Annotated in this window: 21 protein-coding genes and 1 tRNA gene; 13 read left to right on the top strand and 9 right to left on the bottom strand. The window is 70.4% G+C overall.

Translation table 11 applies throughout. From position 1 onward, the window contains the following. The first annotated feature begins 47 nt into the window (after window positions 1-47). From RIC31_RS13455 to RIC31_RS13425, 7 genes are all read left to right on the top strand, one after another. Window positions 48-3,062 (top strand): multicopper oxidase domain-containing protein, encoded by a 3,015-nt coding sequence (locus RIC31_RS13455; protein ID WP_350108140.1) that lies wholly within the window; start codon window positions 48-50, stop codon window positions 3,060-3,062. A 182-nt stretch (window positions 3,063-3,244) separates the two neighbouring features. After that, a complete protein-coding gene (locus RIC31_RS13450; protein ID WP_350108137.1) occupies window positions 3,245-3,601 on the top strand; it encodes an FAD dependent oxidoreductase family protein in 357 nt (118 codons plus the stop codon). Between the two features lie 5 nt (window positions 3,602-3,606). Then, on the top strand, window positions 3,607-3,993 hold the full coding sequence (locus RIC31_RS13445; protein ID WP_350108561.1) for an FAD-dependent oxidoreductase: 387 nt from the start codon (window positions 3,607-3,609) through the stop codon (window positions 3,991-3,993). After that, on the top strand, window positions 3,990-4,175 hold the full coding sequence (locus RIC31_RS13440; protein WP_350108134.1) for an FAD-dependent oxidoreductase: 186 nt from the start codon (window positions 3,990-3,992) through the stop codon (window positions 4,173-4,175). Before RIC31_RS13445 ends, RIC31_RS13440 begins: the two co-directional genes overlap by 4 nt. Before the next feature lie 141 nt (window positions 4,176-4,316). Beyond that, complete coding sequence (locus RIC31_RS13435; protein WP_350108558.1) at window positions 4,317-5,498, top strand: DegT/DnrJ/EryC1/StrS family aminotransferase; 1,182 nt, start codon at window positions 4,317-4,319, stop codon at window positions 5,496-5,498. Between the two features lie 5 nt (window positions 5,499-5,503). After that, complete coding sequence (locus RIC31_RS13430; RefSeq protein ID WP_350108555.1) at window positions 5,504-6,154, top strand: WbqC family protein; 651 nt, start codon at window positions 5,504-5,506, stop codon at window positions 6,152-6,154. A gap of 233 nt (window positions 6,155-6,387) precedes the next feature. Next, window positions 6,388-7,083 (top strand): class I SAM-dependent methyltransferase, encoded by a 696-nt coding sequence (locus RIC31_RS13425; RefSeq protein WP_350108131.1) that lies wholly within the window; start codon window positions 6,388-6,390, stop codon window positions 7,081-7,083. Between the two features lie 16 nt (window positions 7,084-7,099). Here the strand turns inward: RIC31_RS13425 and RIC31_RS13420 are convergent, their stop codons facing one another. Then, a complete protein-coding gene (locus tag RIC31_RS13420; protein WP_350108128.1) occupies window positions 7,100-8,299 on the bottom strand; it encodes a hypothetical protein in 1,200 nt (399 codons plus the stop codon). Between the two features lie 236 nt (window positions 8,300-8,535). Here RIC31_RS13420 and RIC31_RS13415 point away from each other — a divergent pair, with 236 nt between their 5' ends. After that, on the top strand, window positions 8,536-9,198 hold the full coding sequence (locus RIC31_RS13415) for a sulfotransferase family protein (protein ID WP_350108125.1): 663 nt from the start codon (window positions 8,536-8,538) through the stop codon (window positions 9,196-9,198). Between the two features lie 45 nt (window positions 9,199-9,243). On the opposite strand, the gene RIC31_RS13410 is transcribed toward RIC31_RS13415, so the two are convergent. Continuing rightward, a tRNA-Ala gene (locus RIC31_RS13410) sits at window positions 9,244-9,319 on the bottom strand. A 103-nt stretch (window positions 9,320-9,422) separates the two neighbouring features. Then, window positions 9,423-10,556 carry a sensor histidine kinase gene (locus RIC31_RS13405; protein ID WP_350108123.1) on the bottom strand — a complete coding sequence of 378 codons (1,134 nt, stop codon included), beginning with the start codon at window positions 10,554-10,556 and terminating at the stop codon, window positions 9,423-9,425. 238 nt (window positions 10,557-10,794) lie between these two features. On the opposite strand from RIC31_RS13405, the gene RIC31_RS13400 reads away from it, so the two are divergent. The 3 genes from RIC31_RS13400 to folD are packed head-to-tail and all read left to right on the top strand — an operon-like array spanning window position 10,795 to window position 12,342. Next, on the top strand, window positions 10,795-11,085 hold the full coding sequence (locus RIC31_RS13400) for a YggT family protein (RefSeq protein ID WP_350108119.1): 291 nt from the start codon (window positions 10,795-10,797) through the stop codon (window positions 11,083-11,085). A 13-nt stretch (window positions 11,086-11,098) separates the two neighbouring features. Next, on the top strand, window positions 11,099-11,449 hold the full coding sequence (locus RIC31_RS13395) for a DUF167 domain-containing protein (protein ID WP_350108116.1): 351 nt from the start codon (window positions 11,099-11,101) through the stop codon (window positions 11,447-11,449). Continuing rightward, on the top strand, window positions 11,446-12,342 hold the full coding sequence (folD, locus tag RIC31_RS13390; protein WP_350108113.1) for a bifunctional methylenetetrahydrofolate dehydrogenase/methenyltetrahydrofolate cyclohydrolase FolD: 897 nt from the start codon (window positions 11,446-11,448) through the stop codon (window positions 12,340-12,342). The genes RIC31_RS13395 and folD overlap by 4 nt, the downstream gene beginning before the upstream one ends. 452 nt (window positions 12,343-12,794) lie before the next feature. Here folD and RIC31_RS13385 read toward each other — a convergent pair whose 3' ends face one another. From RIC31_RS13385 to RIC31_RS13375, 3 genes are read right to left on the bottom strand one after another with little or no spacing between them, the layout of a single operon-like run. Beyond that, on the bottom strand, window positions 12,795-13,274 hold the full coding sequence (locus RIC31_RS13385) for a pyridoxamine 5'-phosphate oxidase family protein (RefSeq protein ID WP_350108110.1): 480 nt from the start codon (window positions 13,272-13,274) through the stop codon (window positions 12,795-12,797). After that, a complete protein-coding gene (locus RIC31_RS13380) occupies window positions 13,271-14,167 on the bottom strand; it encodes a carbon-nitrogen hydrolase family protein (RefSeq protein ID WP_350108107.1) in 897 nt (298 codons plus the stop codon). Before RIC31_RS13380 ends, RIC31_RS13385 begins: the two co-directional genes overlap by 4 nt. A 2-nt stretch (window positions 14,168-14,169) precedes the next feature. Beyond that, window positions 14,170-14,514 (bottom strand): DUF3253 domain-containing protein, encoded by a 345-nt coding sequence (locus tag RIC31_RS13375; RefSeq protein ID WP_350108105.1) that lies wholly within the window; start codon window positions 14,512-14,514, stop codon window positions 14,170-14,172. Between the two features lie 41 nt (window positions 14,515-14,555). On the opposite strand from RIC31_RS13375, the gene RIC31_RS13370 reads away from it, so the two are divergent. Continuing rightward, a complete protein-coding gene (locus tag RIC31_RS13370; RefSeq protein WP_350108102.1) occupies window positions 14,556-15,254 on the top strand; it encodes an NnrU family protein in 699 nt (232 codons plus the stop codon). A gap of 13 nt (window positions 15,255-15,267) precedes the next feature. Here the strand turns inward: RIC31_RS13370 and RIC31_RS13365 are convergent, their stop codons facing one another. Beyond that, window positions 15,268-16,872, bottom strand: a complete 1,605-nt coding sequence (locus RIC31_RS13365; RefSeq protein ID WP_350108099.1) for a flavin monoamine oxidase family protein — start codon at window positions 16,870-16,872, stop codon at window positions 15,268-15,270. A 119-nt stretch (window positions 16,873-16,991) separates the two neighbouring features. Beyond that, window positions 16,992-17,798, bottom strand: coding sequence for a glucose 1-dehydrogenase (locus RIC31_RS13360; protein ID WP_350108096.1), 807 nt, complete (start codon window positions 17,796-17,798; stop codon window positions 16,992-16,994). A gap of 220 nt (window positions 17,799-18,018) precedes the next feature. Between RIC31_RS13360 and RIC31_RS13355 the strand changes: the two genes are divergently transcribed. Then, window positions 18,019-18,321, top strand: a complete 303-nt coding sequence (locus tag RIC31_RS13355; RefSeq protein ID WP_350108093.1) for a GIY-YIG nuclease family protein — start codon at window positions 18,019-18,021, stop codon at window positions 18,319-18,321. 97 nt (window positions 18,322-18,418) lie between these two features. Here the strand turns inward: RIC31_RS13355 and RIC31_RS13350 are convergent, their stop codons facing one another. After that, the gene (locus RIC31_RS13350; RefSeq protein ID WP_350108090.1) at window positions 18,419-19,633 is read right to left on the bottom strand and encodes an argininosuccinate synthase; all 1,215 of its coding nucleotides are present in this window, start codon (window positions 19,631-19,633) and stop codon (window positions 18,419-18,421) included. Window positions 19,634-19,920: the final 287 nt, after the last annotated feature.

The following is a 19,920-nucleotide window of genomic DNA, read 5'->3' as shown; positions in this document are numbered from 1 at the left end:
GAATTCCTTGGGAGGCGACGGCCATGCCATCGAACGGAACCGGCACAATGACGCGTGCGCCCCGGGCGGCGGGGCTTGCCGCCCCGGTCCTGCTGCTGGCCGCACTCCTGACGCTGCCGTCCCAGGCGTCCGGGAACGGCCTGCCGGCGCCGCAGTGCCCGGCCAGACCCGGAGACGTGGTGTTCCTGCCCTGCGGCGAGGTGATCTCCTTCCAGCCGAGGCTCGGCGTGGCGATCACGCCCTATGCCGGCACGCCGCCGCCGTCGGACGGTCCGCTGCTCGACCTGACGGCCGGCGATCGCGCCCTGCGGTCGTCCGGCGGCCTGCTCGAGGCCGACCTGCGACTGGTCACCGGCACGCCCGAGAACCCGATGCTGGTCGGCTCGCGGCCCTACAGGCTGACGAGCTACCAGGGCCAGGGCCGTCTCGGCGGCATGGTCTCGTCCTTCAACGGGGTGTTCCCGGCGCCGACCCTGATGATCGAGCCCGGCGACACGCTGAAGCTCACGATCAACGACGAGCGGGTCCCCACGTCGGTGGTGCAGAGGAGCGACGCGCATTTCGATCCGACCGAACCGGTCCCGGACGCCTCGAACATCCACACCCACGGCCTGCTGGTCAGCCCGGCCGGCCGGGGCGACAACGTCTACCGCTCGTTCCTGCCAGGCGGCCGCTACCGGACCGAGATGCGGCTCGGCGAGGACCACAGCGAAGGCATGGACTGGTACCACCCGCATATGCACGGCTCGACGGCGCCGCAGGTGTTCGGCGGCATGGCGGGGCTGATCCAGGTCGGCTCGGTGGTCGCTCCCCGGCATCGGGCCCTGGTCGAAGGGCTGGCGACACGGCAGCTGGTCTTCAGCGGGCTGGCGGTGGCGCCGAGCCCGGCGGATCCCGGCCTGTTCGTCCTGGGCCCGGTGACCAACGCCACCAGCCCGACCTTCACCGACCCCAACCCGACGGCCGCGGAGGGCGGGCCCCGCATCGCGCCCGACTACCGGCCCAGCCACCTGGTCAACGGCCAGCTCAACCCGACGATCGCCATGCGGCGGAACGAGACCCAGGTCTGGACGGCCGCCAACTTCAACGCCTCCTCGGCCTATTCGCTGGCGCTGCTGCGGGTCGGCGCCGACGGCAGGGTCGATCCCGCCACGCCGTTGTTCCGCACCACCATGCTCGGGCAGGACGGCAACGATCACTACACGCCGCTGCCCGGCTACCTGGTCAAGCATCGCGACCCGATCGCCGACTTCTTCATCGCCCCGGGCGAACGCCTGACCTGGGCGGTCACCGCGCCGCCGGAGCCCGGCACCTACTACCTGATCAACGCCGTCGACCGCGCCTACACGCGCCAGGTCGGCAACCTGCCGGCCATGCTGACCTTCCAGCCGCCGCAGGCGTTCGTGCCCTCGCTCATCCTCGCCACGGTGCAGGTCGCCGGCGACGCCGAGATGCGCGCGCCGCCCGATTTCGGCCCGACCGACCCGCCGTCGGTCGCCGGCGCACCGTCCGTCCTGACCCGCGAGATCGCCTTCGACTTCGACGAGCAGTATCTGCGGGGGCGCGTCAATTTCGGCTATTTCCCGGCGACACCGGTCATCCAGGGCTATTCCGGCGACGTCGAGACCTGGATCGTGAGCACCTATTCCCAGGTCGCGCACCCGATCCACATCCACCAGGGCGACTTCTACGTCGAGCGCATGGAGTATTACGAGGACCAGGCGCTGACCAAGCTGCGCCGCGACCTGCCGGAGAACCCGGTCTTCTACCCGTATCTGCGGATGATGGACACGCTGACCCTGCCGGGGCGCAGCAAGGTCCATCTGCGGCTCCGGGCCTCGGCCTTTCCGGGCAAGTTCGTCATGCACTGCCATATGCTGCTGCACGAGGACAGCGGCATGATGGCCTCGGTCGCGATCTCGCGGCCGCGCGGACAGGAACTGGTCGCCGTCGCCGCCGGTCCCGGCGGCGCCCCGCTGGTCAGCCTGGTCGAGGCGGCCGGCGGCCGGGAGATCGCCCGGTTCCATGCCTTCGACCGCGACTACCGGGGCGGCGTGAGCGCCGACGTGGGAAACGCGCTCGGCGGCTACGGCGCCGTCCTCGCGGTCGCGCCGCTGCAGGGCCGGCCGGCGGTGCGGCTGGTCGACCCGCGTGACCCCGGGGGAACCGTTGTGCAGTTCCGGCCGTTCGGCGGCGCCGGCGACGGCGCGACCGTGGCGCTGGGCGACATCGACGGCGACGCGGTCGACGAGGTGGTGGTCGGCTCCGGTCCGGGCACCCGGCCGTCGGTGGCGGTCTTCGACATCGTCGCCGACGGAAGCGGCGGCTGGACGGCGCGGCTGAAGCTGGAAGTGCCGGTGTTCGATCCGTCCTACGCCGTCGGCGGCGTGCGCGTCGCGGTGGCCGACATCGACGGCGACAACTGGGACGACATCGTCGTCGCGAACGGCCCGGGCGTGCGCAACCGCATCGCCGCCCTGAGCGGCCAGATCCTGTCGGAGGCGACGCTCGGCGGCGACGCCTTCGCCGCCTCGACCGGCGATCCTCTGCTCGACCGCGACATGAAGCTGTCGATCTGCTCGGCGACCGGGCAGGGCGCGGTCATTGTCGACAAGGTCGATCCGCTGTCCGGCAGCGACGGCCTCAACATCGCCGCCGGCATGCTCGGCGCGGGCTTCGCCACCTATCCGCCGCTCGCCGAAGTCGGATTCAACCCGGTGGTCAGGTCGCCCTACCGCGCCCAGATCGTGGCGACGCGGGCGGCGGCGCGGGACGATCCGGAGGTCGCGATCTTCGAATACACCGGCCCGAGCGGGCACGAGCATGAAGGCATCGGCGGCGACCCGACCGTCTATCTGCGGCCGGTCGGCCTGTTCACGCCGTTCCCCGGCGGGCGTGCGCCCGGCAGTGGGCTGGTGCTGGCGACCGGGCTGACCACGGTGGCCGATCCGGACACGCCGATTACCGGCCTGGTGGCGGCGCTGGACCCGACCCGGCAGACGGTCTCGTATTTCGCCATCGGCGGCCGGATCGAGACCAGGCCCTGGGCGGCCGGGCGATAGCCGCCCGGGTCCCGCTCGTCACCCCGGTCCCCGGCCGATAGGGTTGCTTGTGACGGTCCTTCGGGATCGCGTCCTGACGACTTCGGGGAGGTCGTGGAAATGCGGGTCGTCATTCTGGGCGCCGGGATCATCGGGGTCACGACCGCCTATTACCTGGCCCGTTACTACCTGGCCGGCGGGGCGTGGAGGTCGAGGTCCTGGACCGCCAGCGCGAGCCCGGGATGGAGACCAGCTTGGCCAACGCGGGCGAACTGTCATACGGCATGACGTCCCCCTGGGCGGCGCCGGGGGTGCCGTTGAAGGCGCTCAAATGGATGTTCATGCGGCATCGGCCGCTGACGATCCGGCCGCGGACGGACCCCGCGATGTGGGGCTGGTGCGCCCGGATGGTCGCCAACTGCAATGCCCGGTCCTACGCGCTGAACAAGGGGCGCATGGTCCGGATCTCGAACTACAGCCGCGATGTCCTGCCGGAACTGCTACGGGAGGTCCCGGTCGACTTCGACCTGAAGGAGCAAGTGGTCGACTTCGACCACTAGGCACCCTGCAGCTGTTCCGGACGCGGAAGCAGATCGACGCCTCGCGGGCCGACCAGGCGGTGCTCGCCGAGTACGACTCGCCCTTCGAGGTGCTGGACCGCGACGGCTGCATCGCCGCGGAACCCGGCCTCGCGCATGTGGCCGACAAGTTCATGGGCGGCCTGCGGCTGGTCTCCGACCGGACCGGCGACTGCCGGATGTTCACCCAGGCGCTGGCCGCCAGGGCCGCCGCGCTCGGCGTCAGCTTCCACTACAACGTCACCATCGGCGGGCTGACGGTCGAGGGCGACCGGATCGCCGGCGTCGACACCACCGACGGGCGGGTCAGCGGCGACCGCTACGTCTGCGCGACCTCGGCCGGGCGCAGGGCTGGACCGGCCTGCGGCCGATGACGCCGGACGGGACCCCGGTGCTGGGGCCGACCCGGTACGCGAACCTGTTCCTGAACACCGGGCACGGCACGCTCGGCTGGACGATGGCGTGCGGCTCCGCCCGCGCGGTCGCCGACCTGGCCATGGGCCGTGCCCCGGAGATCGACATGGCCGGCCTGACGGCGGCCCGCTACGGGCAGTAGCCGGGAGGCGGAACCGGGCGGCGCGGCCGCCCATGGCGTCCGGACGACGCCGAGGTCAAGGAGGCGGATTCCGGCTGGCGCGTCGTACCGCGAACGGGGTGGCCAAGGGTATTGCGTGGGGCTATCGAATTGCGGTCTTTGATGCTGCCGGGAGGGGCTGCGGCAGTGAAGCATGGACGGAATCTGTGGAGCGACTCCGGCGCGGGCGGCAGCGGGCTTCTGCTGAACCGGCCCGCCGCATCGATTCCGGTCTGCCGGCCATTGCTGCCGCCTGCGGCGTCGATCTCCCGCTACATCGAACGTATCGACGAATCCCGTCGCTACGCCAACTTCGCCCCGCTCGTCCTCGAACTGAAGCGCCGGCTGGCCGAAGCCAAGGGACTGCAGGAGACGCAGCTCGCGGTGGTCAGCAGCGGGACTCAGGCGCTGATGCTGGCGCTGCGTCTGCTGGCGCCGAATGGCGGCCTCTGCATGGTGCCGTCCTGGACCTTCGCCGCCACGCCGGGGGCGGCGCATTGGGCCGGCCTGACGCCGTGGTTCGTCGACATCGACCGGGACGCCTGGGCGCTCACCCCTGCGCTCGCGCGCGAGGCCCTGCGCTCGGCCCCGGGGCCGGTGTCGGCCGTGGTTCCGGTATCCCCGTTCGGAGCGGCGGTGCCCTGCCCCGAATGGGATGACTTCCGGGACGCGACCGGTATCCCGGTGGTGATCGACGCGGCGGCCGCCTGGGACGCCCTCGAACCAGGGCGCGCACCGGCGGTGGTCAGCCTGCATGCGACCAAGGCGCTCGGCGTCGGCGAGGCCGGAGTAGTCGTGAGTACCGACGCGGCGCTGATCGCCCAGGTCGAGGAGCGCGGCAATTTCGGCCTCTATGGAAGCCGGATCTCCCAGAGCATCGGAATCAACGGCAAGCTCGCCGAGCATACGGCGGCAGTCGGGCTGGCGGCACTCGACGAATGGCCGACGCGCCGGCTGCGGTGGATCGACAATGCCTGCCGCTACCGTGCCGGGATCGGCGATCTAGTCACGTTTCCGCCAGGATTCGCCGAGCACGCCGTCGCGACCTGCGTCGTGCAGAACCCGTGGACGACCGCCGAGGAACTCGGCCGCGAACTGGAGGCGGCCGGGATCGGCACGCTGCGCTGGTGGCAGGAGGCCTGCCACCGGCATCCCGCCTTCGCCGGGATGCCCCGGCTGCCCGCACCGGAGAGCGAGCGAGCCGCTGCCATGACGCTGGGTCTGCCGATGACCCCGGATCTGAGCATCGCCGACATCGACTACGTCGTCGACGCCGTGCGGATCGTCCTGGGAGCCGATCGTTGACCACCGTGGCGGTGATGCAGCCCTATTTCTTTCCCTATGCGGGCTACTTCCGGCTATTCGCGGCCGCCGACCTCTTCGTCGTCTACGACTGCGTTCAGTTCCCCCGACGCGGCTTTGTCCACCGCAACCGCCTGCCCGACCGCTCGGGGAGGCTCGACTGGCTGACGCTGCCGCTGCGCAAGTGCCGGCGCGATACCGTGATCGAAAACCTGGCCTTCCCGGCTGATGCCCGATCCGAGCTCGCGCGGCGGATGTGTCGATTTCCAGGCCTAGACCGGCTCGATCTTCCGGAATTCGAGGAGCTTCGCCTGGCCCTGTTCGCGGTCGAGGGGCGGGTGGTGGACTATCTGGACGACCTGCTGGGGATCGCCGGCGGCTTCCTGGGGATGTCGACTCCGCGGATCCGGTCAAGCGCCCTGGGTCTGCCGGCAGACCTGCGCGGCGCCGACCGTATCCTCGAGATCTGTCGATTGACGGGCGCCCGCCGATACGTCAACGCGCCTGGCGGCCGGGGTTTGTACGACCATGACGAGTTCCGTCGTCGCGGTGTCGAACTCCGATTCCTGCCGGCCTGGAACGGTCCCGACGACAGCATGCTTCACAGACTGTTGACGGAGCCGCACAACCTGCTGGCCCGGGACCTGACCGCCATGTGACGCGGCCGAGGCGAGCCCACGGTTCGCGGCAACCCGGGCCCGGAAAGCGTTGCGCCCGTGGGGGACGATCCGACGGTCGATCTGCCGGACGGATCCGGGCTGATTGCGGCTTGGCCCGACGCCGGATATACCGGCGACCGGTCGCCCGCTGCATCGCGTCCCGAACCCGATCTCCGAAGCGTCCCGGACCTGGCTGCGGGAAACGTGCATTGAGACCCATCGGAGATTCGCAAGTGTCCAAGGCGTTCGTCCGCAATCTCTACGAGTCCTACGCAGGCGCCAGCGGGCCCGACGACTTCTTCGGGCAGGTGAAGCACACCGTTGCCGGCAAGACGGTCTCGGACGAGCAGATCTCGATGATCGTCGAGGCCGTGCTGCGCGGACTCGCCCTCGAACCGGCCGACCGGATTCTGGACCTCTGCTGCGGGAATGGAGCGCTGACCACGAGGTTCTTTGCGGCCTGCGAGGGCGGACTGGGGATCGACTTTTCTCCGACCTTGATCGGGGTGGCGAACAAGCACTTCGTCCGTCGCCCGCAGGAGTCATTCCGCCTCCAGGATGTCCTGGACTATGTCCGATGCGCGGCGGATCCGTCCCTCTTCACCAAGGCCGTCTGCCACGGGGGCTTCCAGTATCTGCCCCGATCGGACGCCCAGGAGCTGCTTGAATTGCTGCACCGGCGCTTCACCAACGTGCAGCGTGTCTTCCTCGGCAATCTTCCGGACAGGAACCGGATCGACGCGTTCTTCGGCACGCGCCCGCGCGCCGCGAATGTCGAGCACGAAGCGGCGTCGCCGCTCGGTATCTGGCGGTCGATCGACGAAGTCGAGGCGCTTTCGGCGGCGTGCGGCTGGACCGCGACAGTCCGCCCGATGGATCCGGGATACTACGCGGCTCACTATCGCTACGATGTCGTGCTGCATCGATGAGTGCCGGTCCGCATGCCTACCGTGTGGCGACAAGCTGCGCTTCCCAGGTGGCGGGATCGGACGCGTAGCGGAGAATGGAGCCGATGGCGTCGTCCATTCGGAACGTCGATCGGGCGACCCGAATGGCGGACGCGCCCAGTTCGTCGAGTGCCGGATGACCTGCGAGGGCCGAGTCGAGCCAGCCTTCCAGGCCCTCCATTGCCGGCCCCAGCAGGCCCAGACTTGTGCCGGCGTAGCGACGCATCGCCGTGTTGGGGGCGTTGACTACCACGACACCGCGCCGCATGGCGTTGGTCACGCGTTCGGTGATCGCGCCGGTCATGCTGTTCGCGTTGAGAGAGATCAGGCACCTCGTACGCTTCATGGTTTCCAGCATGCCGGCAAAGGTCATCGGTCCAGCGACGACACAATCCTTGTGCCGGCTCGTCACGCGGCTGTTTCCGGCGACGACGATCAGCGACGGATACAGGGTCAAGCGGGCCAGCAACCGCTGGCGCGACCGGTTGGTCGCGAACCTTGTCAGGAGCGTGAGCGCCAGACGCCCGGCCTTGCTTCGCAGGTCCAGCTCCACGCTCAGATCGGCGGTCGACCGCTCCAGGGCGCCGATGACCGGAAGCGCCAGGTCCGCGTCGAGAGCCTCGGCCGCGGCCTCGATGGCGCGGACGACCTCGGGATGCCGGCCGAAAGCCACCCGCCACGACGCCCGGAAGTGCTCCGGATCGTCGCAGTTCCCGACGAACAGGATCGGCACGGGTCGGCGCGACGTTGGCAGCCACCGCGGCTCGTCCCGCAGGCCGACGTCGTTGTAGGCCGGGCGGTAGGGCAGAAGCCTGGTCCCGGCGCGACCCACCCGCGCGGCGTAGTCGAGCGAGTCGTGATCCATGAGCATCCCGAGCTTGCGGTCGAACACGGCGTCGTGGAAGCCGGTCGACCCGTCGTAGTAGGGCGGATTGCCGATCAGCGTGACGAGCGTCTTGCGCCGGACAACCTCGAACTCGGGGGTTCCACGGTCGGGGGTCGGCCAGTCCTTGGACTGACTGCGGACCGTCACGACCAGCGGGTATTCGGGGGCCGCGAGAACCTCACGCAGGCAGCGTGCGTCGAGCGGGTCGACCAGTCGGACGGCGTGGCCGAGACCGGTCAGCGCAGCGTGCAGGCAAGCGTAGTCCAGTTGATAGAGATCCCGGTCCAACCCGGCTTCCAGCCAGGGCAGCACCAGCGCTACCCCCGGCCGTGTCTCGCGATTCGGCAATCGACCACCATTCCGTCGAGTTCGACAAACGACGTTCCGTCCCCGCCGCGACCATACCGGACGGGTAGCCGCCGCGTCACGTGCGCCGGTTCGCCGGCGCGGCCGAGTGTTGCGCCGGAGCGTCCGGGGACTCTAGAACTCGCGGAATGATCGACGCTCACTGCATCATCATCGGCGCCATGAAATGCGCGACCAGCAGCGTGTTCGACGCGCTGTCGGCGCATCCGATGATCGCGGCGGCGCGCGTCAAGGAACCAGCCTTCTTCTGCAAAGCGGATCCGACCAGCGTCGACTACGCGGAATACGACGCCCAGTACGACTTCGATCCCGACCGTCACGTGTACGCGCTCGAGGCGAGCACGGCCTACACGAAGGCGCCGTTGACGGACCCATGCGCGACGGCTGCCGCAATGCGACGGAGCGGGCGCCGGTTCCGGTTCATGTATCTCGTCCGGGACCCGATCGAGCGGATGGCATCGCATATTCGCAATCAGATCGACGACGGCACGGTCACGGTCGAGCGGCGGTTCCGGCACCTGGCACTGGTCGAGTACGTGTCCCGGTACGCCGAGCAACTGGAGCGGTTCCGGTCGGGCTGGCCGGACTGCGAACTCGCCGTGTTCGACTATGACGACGTTATCGACCCGCAGAGCGACGTGCTTTCCCGGATGCTGGACTGGCTCGGTTTGCCGGCTTGCGATGCGGTCGGCATCTCGCACGGCAATCGGTCGAGGAGCCGGCTGAGGACGGACGAAATCTTTACCGTCGGACAGCAGCGGTTCCTGCGGTCGCGCCTGGCGCCGGATATCGACCGTTTCGGGCGAGAATGGGGAATCGACGTCGCGAAATGGGGCTGCCGGTAGCGCGCCGGCCTGGCGCCCCGCAACATGTTGATTTCAGGAGAATTTTGGTGGAGCGGAGGAGGATCGAACTCCCGACCTTCGCATTGCGAACGCGACGCTCTCCCAGCTGAGCTACCGCCCCACCGTGCTGGACCGGGCGGCGCGGGCCGCCCGTCGAGTGACCGGGGTTATAAGAACTTCGCACCGCCGGTTCAAGAGGTGTCGTTGACGGCGGCTCCGGAGGCTCAGTTCGCCACCGTGGCCGGCGGGAACTCCAGGCGGGCGCGGGTGCCCCTGCCGGGCGCGGAATCCAGCACCAGCCGGCCGCCATGCAGTTCGATCAGGGTCTTGATCAGCGGCAGCCCGATGCCGGCGCCGGACATCCGCCGCGACCGCACCTCGTCGTTCTGGGTGAACGGCTGCATGGCCGCCTGGATCTGCGCCGGCGTCATGCCCGGGCCGTCGTCCGCCACCACCACGGCCAGGCCGCCGTCCGGCAGCCGCTCCGCGGTCAGGCTGACCCGGGACCCGGCCAGGGACATCTTCACGGCGTTCGACATCAGGTGGGTGATCATCCGCCGGAGCGACGCCGCGTCGGCGCGCAGCGGCGGCAGGCCTTCGGGCACCTCGTCCAGCAGCGTGACTTGGCGCGGCCGGGCGAACGGTTCGGCGATCCGCATGCAGGTCGCGGTCACCGCGTCGAGCTGCACCAGCGCCATCGGGATGTTGGCGCCGTTCCCGGCGAGCCGGGTCAGGTCGAGGATGTCGTTGATGGTCTGCAGCAGCTGCTCGCCGCTGCTGCGGATCAGCCCGGCATACTCGCCCATGGTCTCGACCGGCATGGTGCCGCTGGAGCGCTCCAGGAGCTGGGCGAAGCCGATCACCGCGTTCAGCGGGGTGCGCAGTTCGTGGCTCATGAGCGCGAGGAAGTCGGCCTTGGCCCGGCTCGCCAGGTCGGACGCCTCCTTGGAGCGCAGCATCGCCGCCTCGGCGTCCTTCTGGACGGTGATGTCGCGCCACAGGCCGACGATCCCGCCGTCGGGCAGCGGTACCTTGCGCGACTCGATCCAGCGTCCGCTGGCGAGCTTGTAGACCTGGTGGGCGTACGGGGTCCGGTGACGCTTGATCTCGGCGTCGAGGTAGCTCTCCATGTCCGGGTAGCCGAGCACCCTGACGCGGTCGTGGCGCTGGGCGAAGCGCTGCAGGGCGTCGCGGTACGACAGCCCGACCGTCAGTTCCTCCTCGGGAAACATCGACCGGTAGTAGGGGCTGACCGCCACCACGCAGTCGTTGCGGTCGTAGATCGCCACCGCCACGTCGATCGACGCCAGCGCGTCAAAGATCCCTTCGACTGGCAGCGAATCGCCGATCGGTGACATGGACGCCCTCATTACCCTCAAAATTATATGAAACTGTAGGAATGGCCAACAAAACATTAGGAACGTTACATGAATCGTCCGATTCGGCTCACCATGGCGAGTCCCGGCGGGGCGCTCCGCAACCATTGTCCGGCGCGCGCCCGACGAACCGCGGCGGCCGATGCCGGATACCGCGGAATCTTGCCGTCGCCGGCCACCCTGGTTAGGGTGCGGCGCACACCATGGAGGGCGGATCGCGATGTACTCGATTCTCTGGCTGATCGACTGGGTGGTCCAGGCGTACACCTACCTCCTGTTCGCCTACATCGTGATCGACCTGCTGGTGAAGTTCGGCGTGGTCAACGCCTACAACCGCGTCGTCTACGTGGTGATGGACTTCCTCTCGCGGATCATCGAGCCGCTGCTGCGGCCGATCCGCAACGTCATGCCGAATCTCGGCGGCATCGACATTTCGCCGGTGGTGCTCGTGCTGGCGCTGCAGTTCGGCCTGCGGCTGCTGCACGAGCTGGTCGGCGCCATGGTGCGCTGACCGGCGTCCGGCGGTGACGGCGTCGCCGTTCCAGGTCGCGGCCGGCGGCGTGCGGGTGGCGGTCCGGGTGACGCCGAAGGCCTCCGCCGACCGGGTGCGCGGCGTCGCCCTCGACCAAGCCGGCGTCGCCTGGCTGCAAGTCTCCGTCACCGCGGTGCCCGAGGATGGCCGCGCCAACAAGGCGGTGACGGCACTGCTGGCCAGGCGCTGGCGGGTGCCGAAAACGGCGGTCGAGGTGGTGCAGGGGGCGACCGACCGGCGCAAGACCCTGCTGATACGGGACGACGACCCGGCCGGGCTGGCGACCCGGCTGGACGACTGGCTGCGCGACATCGAACGGCAGAGCGGGGAAACGGGCGGATGAGCACGGGCGCGATCATCGACGGCAAGGCGTTCGCCGAGGGGCTGCGCGGGCGGGTGGCCGGGGCGGTCGCCGGGCTGGCCCGCGACCCCGGCTTCAAGCCGGGGCTGGCGGTGGTGCTGGTCGGCGAGGACCCGGCCAGCCAGGTCTATGTCCGCAACAAGGCGAAGCAGACCGTCGAGACCGGCATGCACTCGGTCGAGCACCGGTTGGACGCCGGCACCGACCAGGAGACCCTGCTGGCGCTGATCGCCGACCTGAACGCCGACGACGCCGTCGACGGCATCCTGGTGCAGCTGCCGCTGCCGGCGCAGATCGACAGCCAGGCCGTGCTCGACGCCATCGATCCGGCCAAGGACGTCGACGGCTTCCACGTGGTCAACGCCGGCCGGCTGGCGACCGGCGGCGCCGCCCTGGTGCCATGCACGCCGCTCGGCTGCCTGCTGCTGCTGAAGGACCGGCTGGGCGACCTGTCGGGCCTGCACGCCGTGGTGGTCGGGCGCTCCAACATCGTCGGCAAGCCGATGGCGCAGCTGCTGCTGGGCGCCAACTGCACGGTCACGATCGCGCATTCCCGGACCCGCGACCTGGCCGCCATGTGCCGCCAGGCCGACATCCTGGTGGCCGCCGTCGGCCGGCCGGAGATGGTGCGCGGCGACTGGGTGAAGCCGGGCGCGACGGTGATCGACGTCGGCATCAACCGGGTGCCGGCGCCCGACCGGGGCGAGGGCAGGACCCGGCTGGTCGGCGACGTCGCCTTCGCGGAGGCCGCCGCGGTCGCCGGCGCCATCACCCCGGTGCCGGGCGGCGTCGGGCCGATGACCATCGCCGTGCTGCTGCGCAACACCGTCGAGGCCGCCTGCCGCCGGCGCGGGCTGCCGGTGCCGGGGATGTAGGGCGGCGATCGCCCGTCGCTTCGTGGGTTCCGGCTCTTCGCTTCGCTACGGCCGGGATGACGAAGAAATAGAGGGCTGATCTCTGCTTTTCGTCATTCCGGACGGACGCGCCGCCCCGGCGCGGCCGAGCCGGGGATGTAGGGCGGCGATCGCCCGTCGCTTCGTGGGTTCCGGCTCTTCGCTTCGCTACGGCCGGGATGACGAAGAAATAGAGGGCTGATCTTTTCTTTTCGTCATTCCGGACGGACGCGCCGCCTCGGCGCGGCCGAGCCGGGGATGTAGGGCGGCGATCGCCCGTCGCTTCGTGGGTCCCGGCTGTTCGCTTCGCCACGGCCGGGATGACGAAGAAATAGAGGGCTGATCTCCTCTTTTCGTCATTCCGGACGGACGCGCCGCCTCGGCGCGGTCGAGCCGGAACCCACCCGCCGCTCCGAGCTTTCCCAGGGGCTGCCTCAGGTTTGCGAGGTCCGCCACCCGGCGCCGTCGCGCTCGAGAATTGCGGCACTGAGCGCGTAGGGCTCCGGCGCTACCTTCCGGAGCGAGCTCCACAGCTCGATCCGGTCGGTATCGAGATGGACGACCGCGACGTTCGGGTCGTCCGGGCCGCCCGGGTAGTAGCGCTCGGAGACCGGCGACCAGATCCCGCGCTTGTACGCGACGTCGTCCAGCACCCGTGGCCGGCCGGTCAGGGTGACATAGGCGAACTCCGGGTCGTGCTGATAGCCGAGGGTCAGCCGGCCCGCGCTCTCGATCTCGGCGACCTTGCGGCCATCCCGACGGGTCAGGAACCGGACCGACCAGTCGTCGGCGAGCGGCATCGGCTGGATGACGCGGGCGCTGGGGCTGCCGTCGGCGGCGATCGTGATGGCCCAGCAGAACTTGACCTGCGCGATCGTCTCGCGCGCCACCGTCAGCCAGTGGTCGGTGCTCATCCGGGCCTTCCTTTCGTGCGGACATCGCTGCCGGTCCCGGACGGGAGCCGACGCGCCAGCGGTTCGAGCGCGCGGCTGCGCGGGTCGTCGACGCGCCGGGCCTCGTAGATCCCGCCGGCCCGCGCCAGGGCCCGCCATGGCCGGGCGCGGCGCAGCGGGATCTCCCAGGCCGGGTCGCCGGGGACCACGGGGGTCACCAGGACCTGGTCGCGACGGCGCCGGCAGCGGGCGACCTCGCTGCCGTCCGGCCCGAACATCCGGCTGGCATAGGCGGGGCTGGCGTCGACCGGGACGCTGTAGCTGACCCAAAGGTTGTTGGCCGCCGCGTGCGCCTGTGCCAGTACGCCGTAAATCGGGTCGCGCGAATAGGCCGACAGCAGCATCACGTCGACGCCGAGTCCGGCCGCCTCGACGAACAGCTCGGGGAAATTCACCTCGATGCAGAGCGCGCAGCCGAAGCGGATGCCGTCGACCGCGAAGACGCAGGGCTCGAAGCCCGGCGAGTACCAGTTGTTGATCTCGTTGTTCGAGCACCGCCGCTTGTCGTAGCGGCCGGCGATCTCGCCGCGGTCGGAGACGACATACAGGGCGTTGTGCGGCCGGTTCGGCGGCGTCAGGGCATGCGCCGAGCCGACCACTGCCCAGACCCCGAGACGCCGGGCCTCCGCGGCGATCCGCTCCAGGCCGGCGCGGACCGCGGCGAAGTCGACCGCGTCCCACGACGGGATCTGCTCCCGGGTGTAGCCCGACAGCGCGCCCTCGGTGCAGTGCACGACGCGGGCGCCGCGGGCGGCGGCCCGGCGCATGGCGCGGACGATCGCGGCGGCGTTGTGCGCCGGGCTGCCGGTGACCGGGCACTGCACGGTCGCCACGGTCACCGCCGGCCCGGCCATCGTCAGCCCGCCGCGGCGCCCGCCAGCGCCAGGCGGATCACGCCCTTGGCGGCGCGGATGTCGACCGGCCTGCCCTTGCGCAGCACCACGATCAGGCCCTGGTCCTGCATGGCCGCCGCCTCGGCCCGGATGCGGCGGATCAGCGCCCGCCACGGCACCACGTCGGCCGGCTTTCCGCCGAGCGCCTGGGCGATCGCCGAGACGTCGGCGGACTTGCCGGGGCCGGCGGCGGTGCAGTGCTGCAGGATGGCGGCGCGCACCGGCTCGTCGACGCTCGGCGCCGGTGCCGCGTCCGGCTCAAGGTCCGGCTCGGGGCCGGGGTTGGCTTCATCGGGAGGGCATGTCATATCGGCACTGTACTCGAACTGCGAAAAGGGGCCAGACCGCGATGCTCGGCACCATCGACGCGCTGCTCCTGGGGCTCGTGGTGTTCGTCGGCGGCCATTTCGCCCTGTCGTCGCCGCCGCTGCGCGAGCCGGCGGTGAAGGCCGTCGGCGAGGAGCGGTTCCGCGGGCTATACGCCCTGCTGGCCCTGGCGTCGCTGACCTGGACGGTGCTGGCGTTCCGCGACGCCCCGTTCGTCGAGGTCTGGACGCCGCCGCTGTGGACGCGCTGGATCCCCAACCTGCTGATGCCGGTCGCGGCGGTCCTGCTGGTCGCCGGCGTCACCACCCGCAACCCGACGGCGGTCGGCGGGGAATCGGCCCTGGACGAGCCGAACCCGGTGCGCGGCATCCTGACCGTCACCCGCCACCCGTTCCTGAACGCCACCGGGCTGTGGGGGCTGGTCCACCTGTCGACCAACGGCGACCTGGCCTCGATCCTGCTGTTCGGCGGGATCGCCCTGCTGTCCTATGGCGGCATGCCGGCGATCGACGCCAAGGTCCGCCGCCGGACCGAGCCGGCCTGGGGGCCGATGGCCCTCACCACCTCGCGCATCCCGTTCCTGGCCGCCCTGCAGGGCCGGGTACGGGTCGACTGGCGCGGCATCGGCCTGTGGCGGGTGGCGCTCGGCCTGCTGCTGTGGCTGGCGCTGTACGGCCTGCATCCGATGTACACCGGCGTCTGGCCGCACCCGCTGTCCTGAGCTTCGGCCGGCGCTACTGCCGTGCCGCGCCGACCCGCGCGACGATCGCCTCGACCGCCAGGTCGGCGGAGCGGATCGCGCCCTCCTTCCAGCCCCACCAGTAGCTCAGGAAGTCGCCCGCAAGCATGACGTTGCCCTCGGGGACCGTCAGGCGGAAATAGGCGTCCGGATCGGCCTCGGGCGGGTTGTTCTGCCAGCCGCCGGCGAAATGCGGCATGTTCTGCCAGGCGATCGACAGCGCCCGGTCCCGGTAGACCCAGTTCGAGAATCCGGGGTGCAGCTTCTCGCCGCCCTCGAGGGCCAGCGCCACCCGCCCGTCATGCGGCAGCCGGCCGAACAGTTCGGCGGTGGCGCCGTTGTTGTAGGCGCCGGTCAGCACCCCGGTCTTCGCGAAGAACTCGTCGGACGGATACCAGATCTGGGTGACCGGATGGTCGGTCCAGCTGATGCCGCCGTAGATCTGGTCGTCCTCTTCCCAGAACCGCCGGGTCGCCTGCCAGCCCAGCTTGAAGGCGGCGGCGTCCTGGATGCGGCGCAGCGCCCCGGCATAGGCCGGCGTGAAGTTGTTCTTCACCTTCGCCAGCAGCGACGGCGCCATGGTCGAGATGCAGAAATCCGCGACCTCGGTGCCGTTGGCGTGGACGACCCGGACGCCGGTAGCGGTATTGGCGACCTCGGCGACCGGGCTCTCGGTGACCACCAGGTCGCGGACCGTGCGGCCGCCCGGGACGGCGGCGCGCAGCAGGCCCTGGACGATCATGTCCATGCCGCCGACCGGCTGCATCAGGCTGGTCTGCCAGTAGTCGACCATGTCGTTGAACAGGCCGTTCTTCCAGAAGTCCGAGTCCAGCAGGGCCTTGAGCTCGATCTCCGGGTTCAGGGTGCCGGGGGTGCGCGCGGCGCCGGGCGGGATCGCGTAGCCGGCCCGGTTCGACCCGCGGTAGACCAGACCGCCGCCCTGGCTCTGCAGCGCCCCGAACTCGCGCAGCATCTCCAGGAACGCCGAGCGGTCGGCCGGGCCCAGGGTGGCGTCCAGCGCCGCCGGGTCCGGCACCTTGGCCAGCATCTCGGCGAGCTGGCCGCGCAGGTCGTGCTTGATCCGCCGCAGCTGGATCGGCTGGCCGCCGAACGCCTTGTCGCTCTGCAGCAGATTGGCGCGGCTGGCGAAGATGTAGGGCTCCATCGCCACCCCCAGCTCGCGGCAGTACTCCAGGACCGCGGTGTGGTGGTGCGGGATGCGCCCGGGGCCGGCGTTCAGGTACAGGCCGTCGTCGAACCGGCAGACCATCGCCTCGCGGCCGGCCTCGGCAAAGCTGTCGCCCGGGCGGACCGTCAGGCTGCGGCCGCCGATGTGCTTGTTGGCCTCGATCACCTTCACCTCGAAGCCGGCGCGCGCCAGCAGCAGCGCCGCGGTCAGCCCGGCCATGCCGGCGCCCAGGATCGCCACCCGCCGGCCCTTGCCGATCCCGGCGGGGTAGGCCGGGATCCCGGCATAGGCCGGCGGCACCGCCAGCAGCCCGAGCGTGGTGAGCCCGTGATAGACCGCGCCGGCGCCGCCGAGCGCCGCCAGCCGTGTCAGGAATCCGCGGCGCGACAGCGCGCTGCTCTGCTGTTTCATGGTGTTCCCTCCCTCGGTATCCCGCCGGCGCGATCGTTCCGTCGCCGTCCGATCCGACTGTGTCGGATCGGGAGCCGGCTGTCGCCCGAAACCGGCCTGACCGATCCGACATACCGGGCCTACTCGACGTAGATCATCTTCCGGGTCATGCCGCCGTCGATCACCAGGTTGTGGCCGGTGACGAAGCCGCTGCGCGGCGACAGCAGGAAGGCGATCGCCTCGGCCACGTCCTCCGGCGTGCCGACCCGGCCGGCCGGGTGCTGGGCGCGGTCGGCCTCGCTGTGGCTCGGCTCGCGCCGCCGGCTCGCCTTCTGCCAGGGGCCGGTCTCGATCCAGCCGGGCGACACCGCGTTGACCCGGACCGCCGGGCCGAGCGAGACCGCCAGCGCATGGGTGAGGGCCACGATCCCGCCCTTGGACGCCGAGTAGGCCTCGGTGTCGGCCTCGCTCATCAGCGCCCGGGTCGAGGCGACGTTGACGATGGCGCCCTGGCCCGAGGCCCGCAGATGCGGGGCGGCGTGCCGGGCGAACAGCATCGGCGCGGTCAGGTTGACGGCCAGCACCCGGTTCCAGTCGGCCAGGTCGAGCCGCTCGAGCGGGCCGTTGGCGCCGATCCCGGCGTTGTTGACCAGCGCGTCGAGCCGGCCGAACGCCGCCACCGCGCGCTCGACGGCGGCCGGTACCGCTTCGGACTCGGCGATGTCGGCCGGAATCGCACAGACCAGGTCGCCGTGCCGGGCGGTCACCTCGGCCAGCGCCTCGGCGTCGCGGTCGACCGCCGCCACCCGCCAGCCGTCGGCCACCAGCCGGGCGACCGTGGCCCGGCCGATGCCCTGGCCGCCGCCGCTGACCAGGGCCGCCGGCCGGGTGTCGTTGGCGGGAGCGGGGGCGGGAGCGGGGGCGGAAGCGGTGGGAGCGTCGGTCATCCGACGAGCGTGCCGGGCAGGCGCCGGGCTGTCCAGGCCGCCCGTCGAGCCGTGGGTTCCGGATGCGTCCCCCGGATCAGGTCCGGGGTCCGCTCCGGAATGACGAAGGATGGGGGGAAACGGTCCCGCCTGCTCTCCGTCATTCCGGAGCGGGTCGCCGCCGGCGGCACGCATCCGGAACCCATGCGGAAAGCCGCCTTGCCCCATCCATACGAGGGGCATGGCGCGCACCCTTCGTCCTTGTGTCTACATCCTGGCGTCGAAGCGGAATGGCACCCTCTATGTCGGGGTGACGGCGGACCTGATTCGACGGGTCTGGGCGCATCGCGAGCAACCGCCCGGCTTCTCCGCGCGCTACCGCGTCAATCGGCCGGTCTGGTTCGAGCCGCACCCGGACATGCTCGCCGCCATACAGCGCGAGACCCGCCTCAAGGGCTGGCGGCGCGCGTGGAAGACTGCGTTGATCGAGCAGACCAATCCGGAATGGAACGACCTGTATCCGGCACTGGCCGGGGTAGGCTGAGCCACTTCCCCCCCCCTGTCGTCATTCCGGACGGACGCGCCGCCCCCGGCGCGGCCGATCCGGAACCCACGAGGCGACGGGCGCTGCCCCGTCGGCCTTAGCCCTGCAGCATCTTCTTCAGGCGCAGGCGGAGCGCGTTCAGCTTGATGAAGCCGGCGGCGTCCTTGTGGTCGTAGTCGGCGACCGCGCTCTCCTCGAAGGTCACCCAGTCGGCCGAGTACAGGCTCTTCTCGCTGTCGCGACCGACCACGATGGTGTTGCCCTTGTACAGCTTCAGGCGGACCCGGCCGGTGACGTCCTGCTGGCTGTAGTCGATCGCCGCCTGCAGCATCCGGCGCTCCGGCGAGAACCAGAAGCCGTTGTAGATCAGCGTCGCGTAGCGCGGCATCAGCTCGTCCTTGAGATGCGTCAGCCCGCGGTCGAGGGTGACGCTCTCCACCGCACGGTGGGCGACGTGCAGGATGGTGCCGCCCGGGGTCTCGTACAGGCCGCGGTTCTTCATGCCGACGAACCGGTTCTCGACCATGTCGAGGCGGCCGATGCCGTGGTCGTGGCCGAGCTGGTTCAGCCTGGTCAGCAGGGTGGCCGGCGACAGCTTCTCGCCGTCGATGCTGACCGCGTCGCCCTTCTCGAAGCCGATCTCCACATAGGCCGGCACGTCCGAGGCGTCTTCCGGCGACAGGGTGCGCGACCAGATGTAGTCGCCCGGCTCGGCCCAGGGGTCCTCCAGCACCTTGCCCTCGGAGGAGGCGTGCAGCAGGTTGGCGTCGACCGAGAACGGCGCCTCGCCGCGCTTGTCCTTGGCGATCGGGATCTGGTTCTTCTCGGCGTAGTCCAGCAGGGCGGTGCGCGAGGTCAGGTCCCATTCGCGCCAGGGGGCGATGATCTTGATGTCCGGCTTCAGCGCGTAGTAGCTGAGCTCGAAGCGGACCTGGTCGTTGCCCTTGCCGGTGGCGCCGTGGGCAACGGCATCCGCTCCGGTCGCCTCGGCAATTTCGATCTGCCGCTTGGAGATCAGCGGCCGGGCGATCGAGGTGCCGAGCAGGTAGGTGCCCTCGTACAGGGTGTTGGCGCGGAACATCGGGAACACGAAGTCGCGCACGAACTCCTCGCGCAGGTCCTCGACGAAGATCTCCTTGACGCCGAGCATGGCGGCCTTGGCGCGCGCCGGCTCCAGGTCCTCGCCCTGGCCGAGGTCGGCGGTGAAGGTCACCACCTCGCATCGGTAGGTGTCCTGCAGCCAGCGCAGGATGATCGAGGTGTCGAGCCCGCCGGAATAGGCGAGGACGACCTTCTTCGGGGAGTCGGCCATGGTGCCCTCGTGATGGTGCGAATCGCCGGGCGCGCGCCGGCCCGGAACGGCTGCGTTGTATAGGGAGAGCGCGGCGGGGGGCAAGGGGGAGACGGAGGGCAGCCCATCGCGTTTCGGTGACAGTGCACTCAATTGGAGATTCCAGTGGCGCGTTCCAAAAGTAAGTGCAACAGGGCACGCTCCGGTGCGCTGGAACGGGAGCGGTGCGATGGGGAAGAACTACAGTCACCTGAGCTACGGTGAGCGGCTATCGATCATGGATGGTCTGCGCGATGGCTTGAGCGTGC

The organism is Thalassobaculum sp., from assembly GCF_040219615.1.
In the GTDB taxonomy this organism is placed as follows: domain Bacteria; phylum Pseudomonadota; class Alphaproteobacteria; order Thalassobaculales; family Thalassobaculaceae; genus Thalassobaculum_A.
This window is presented reverse-complemented; position numbering and strand designations above follow the sequence as displayed.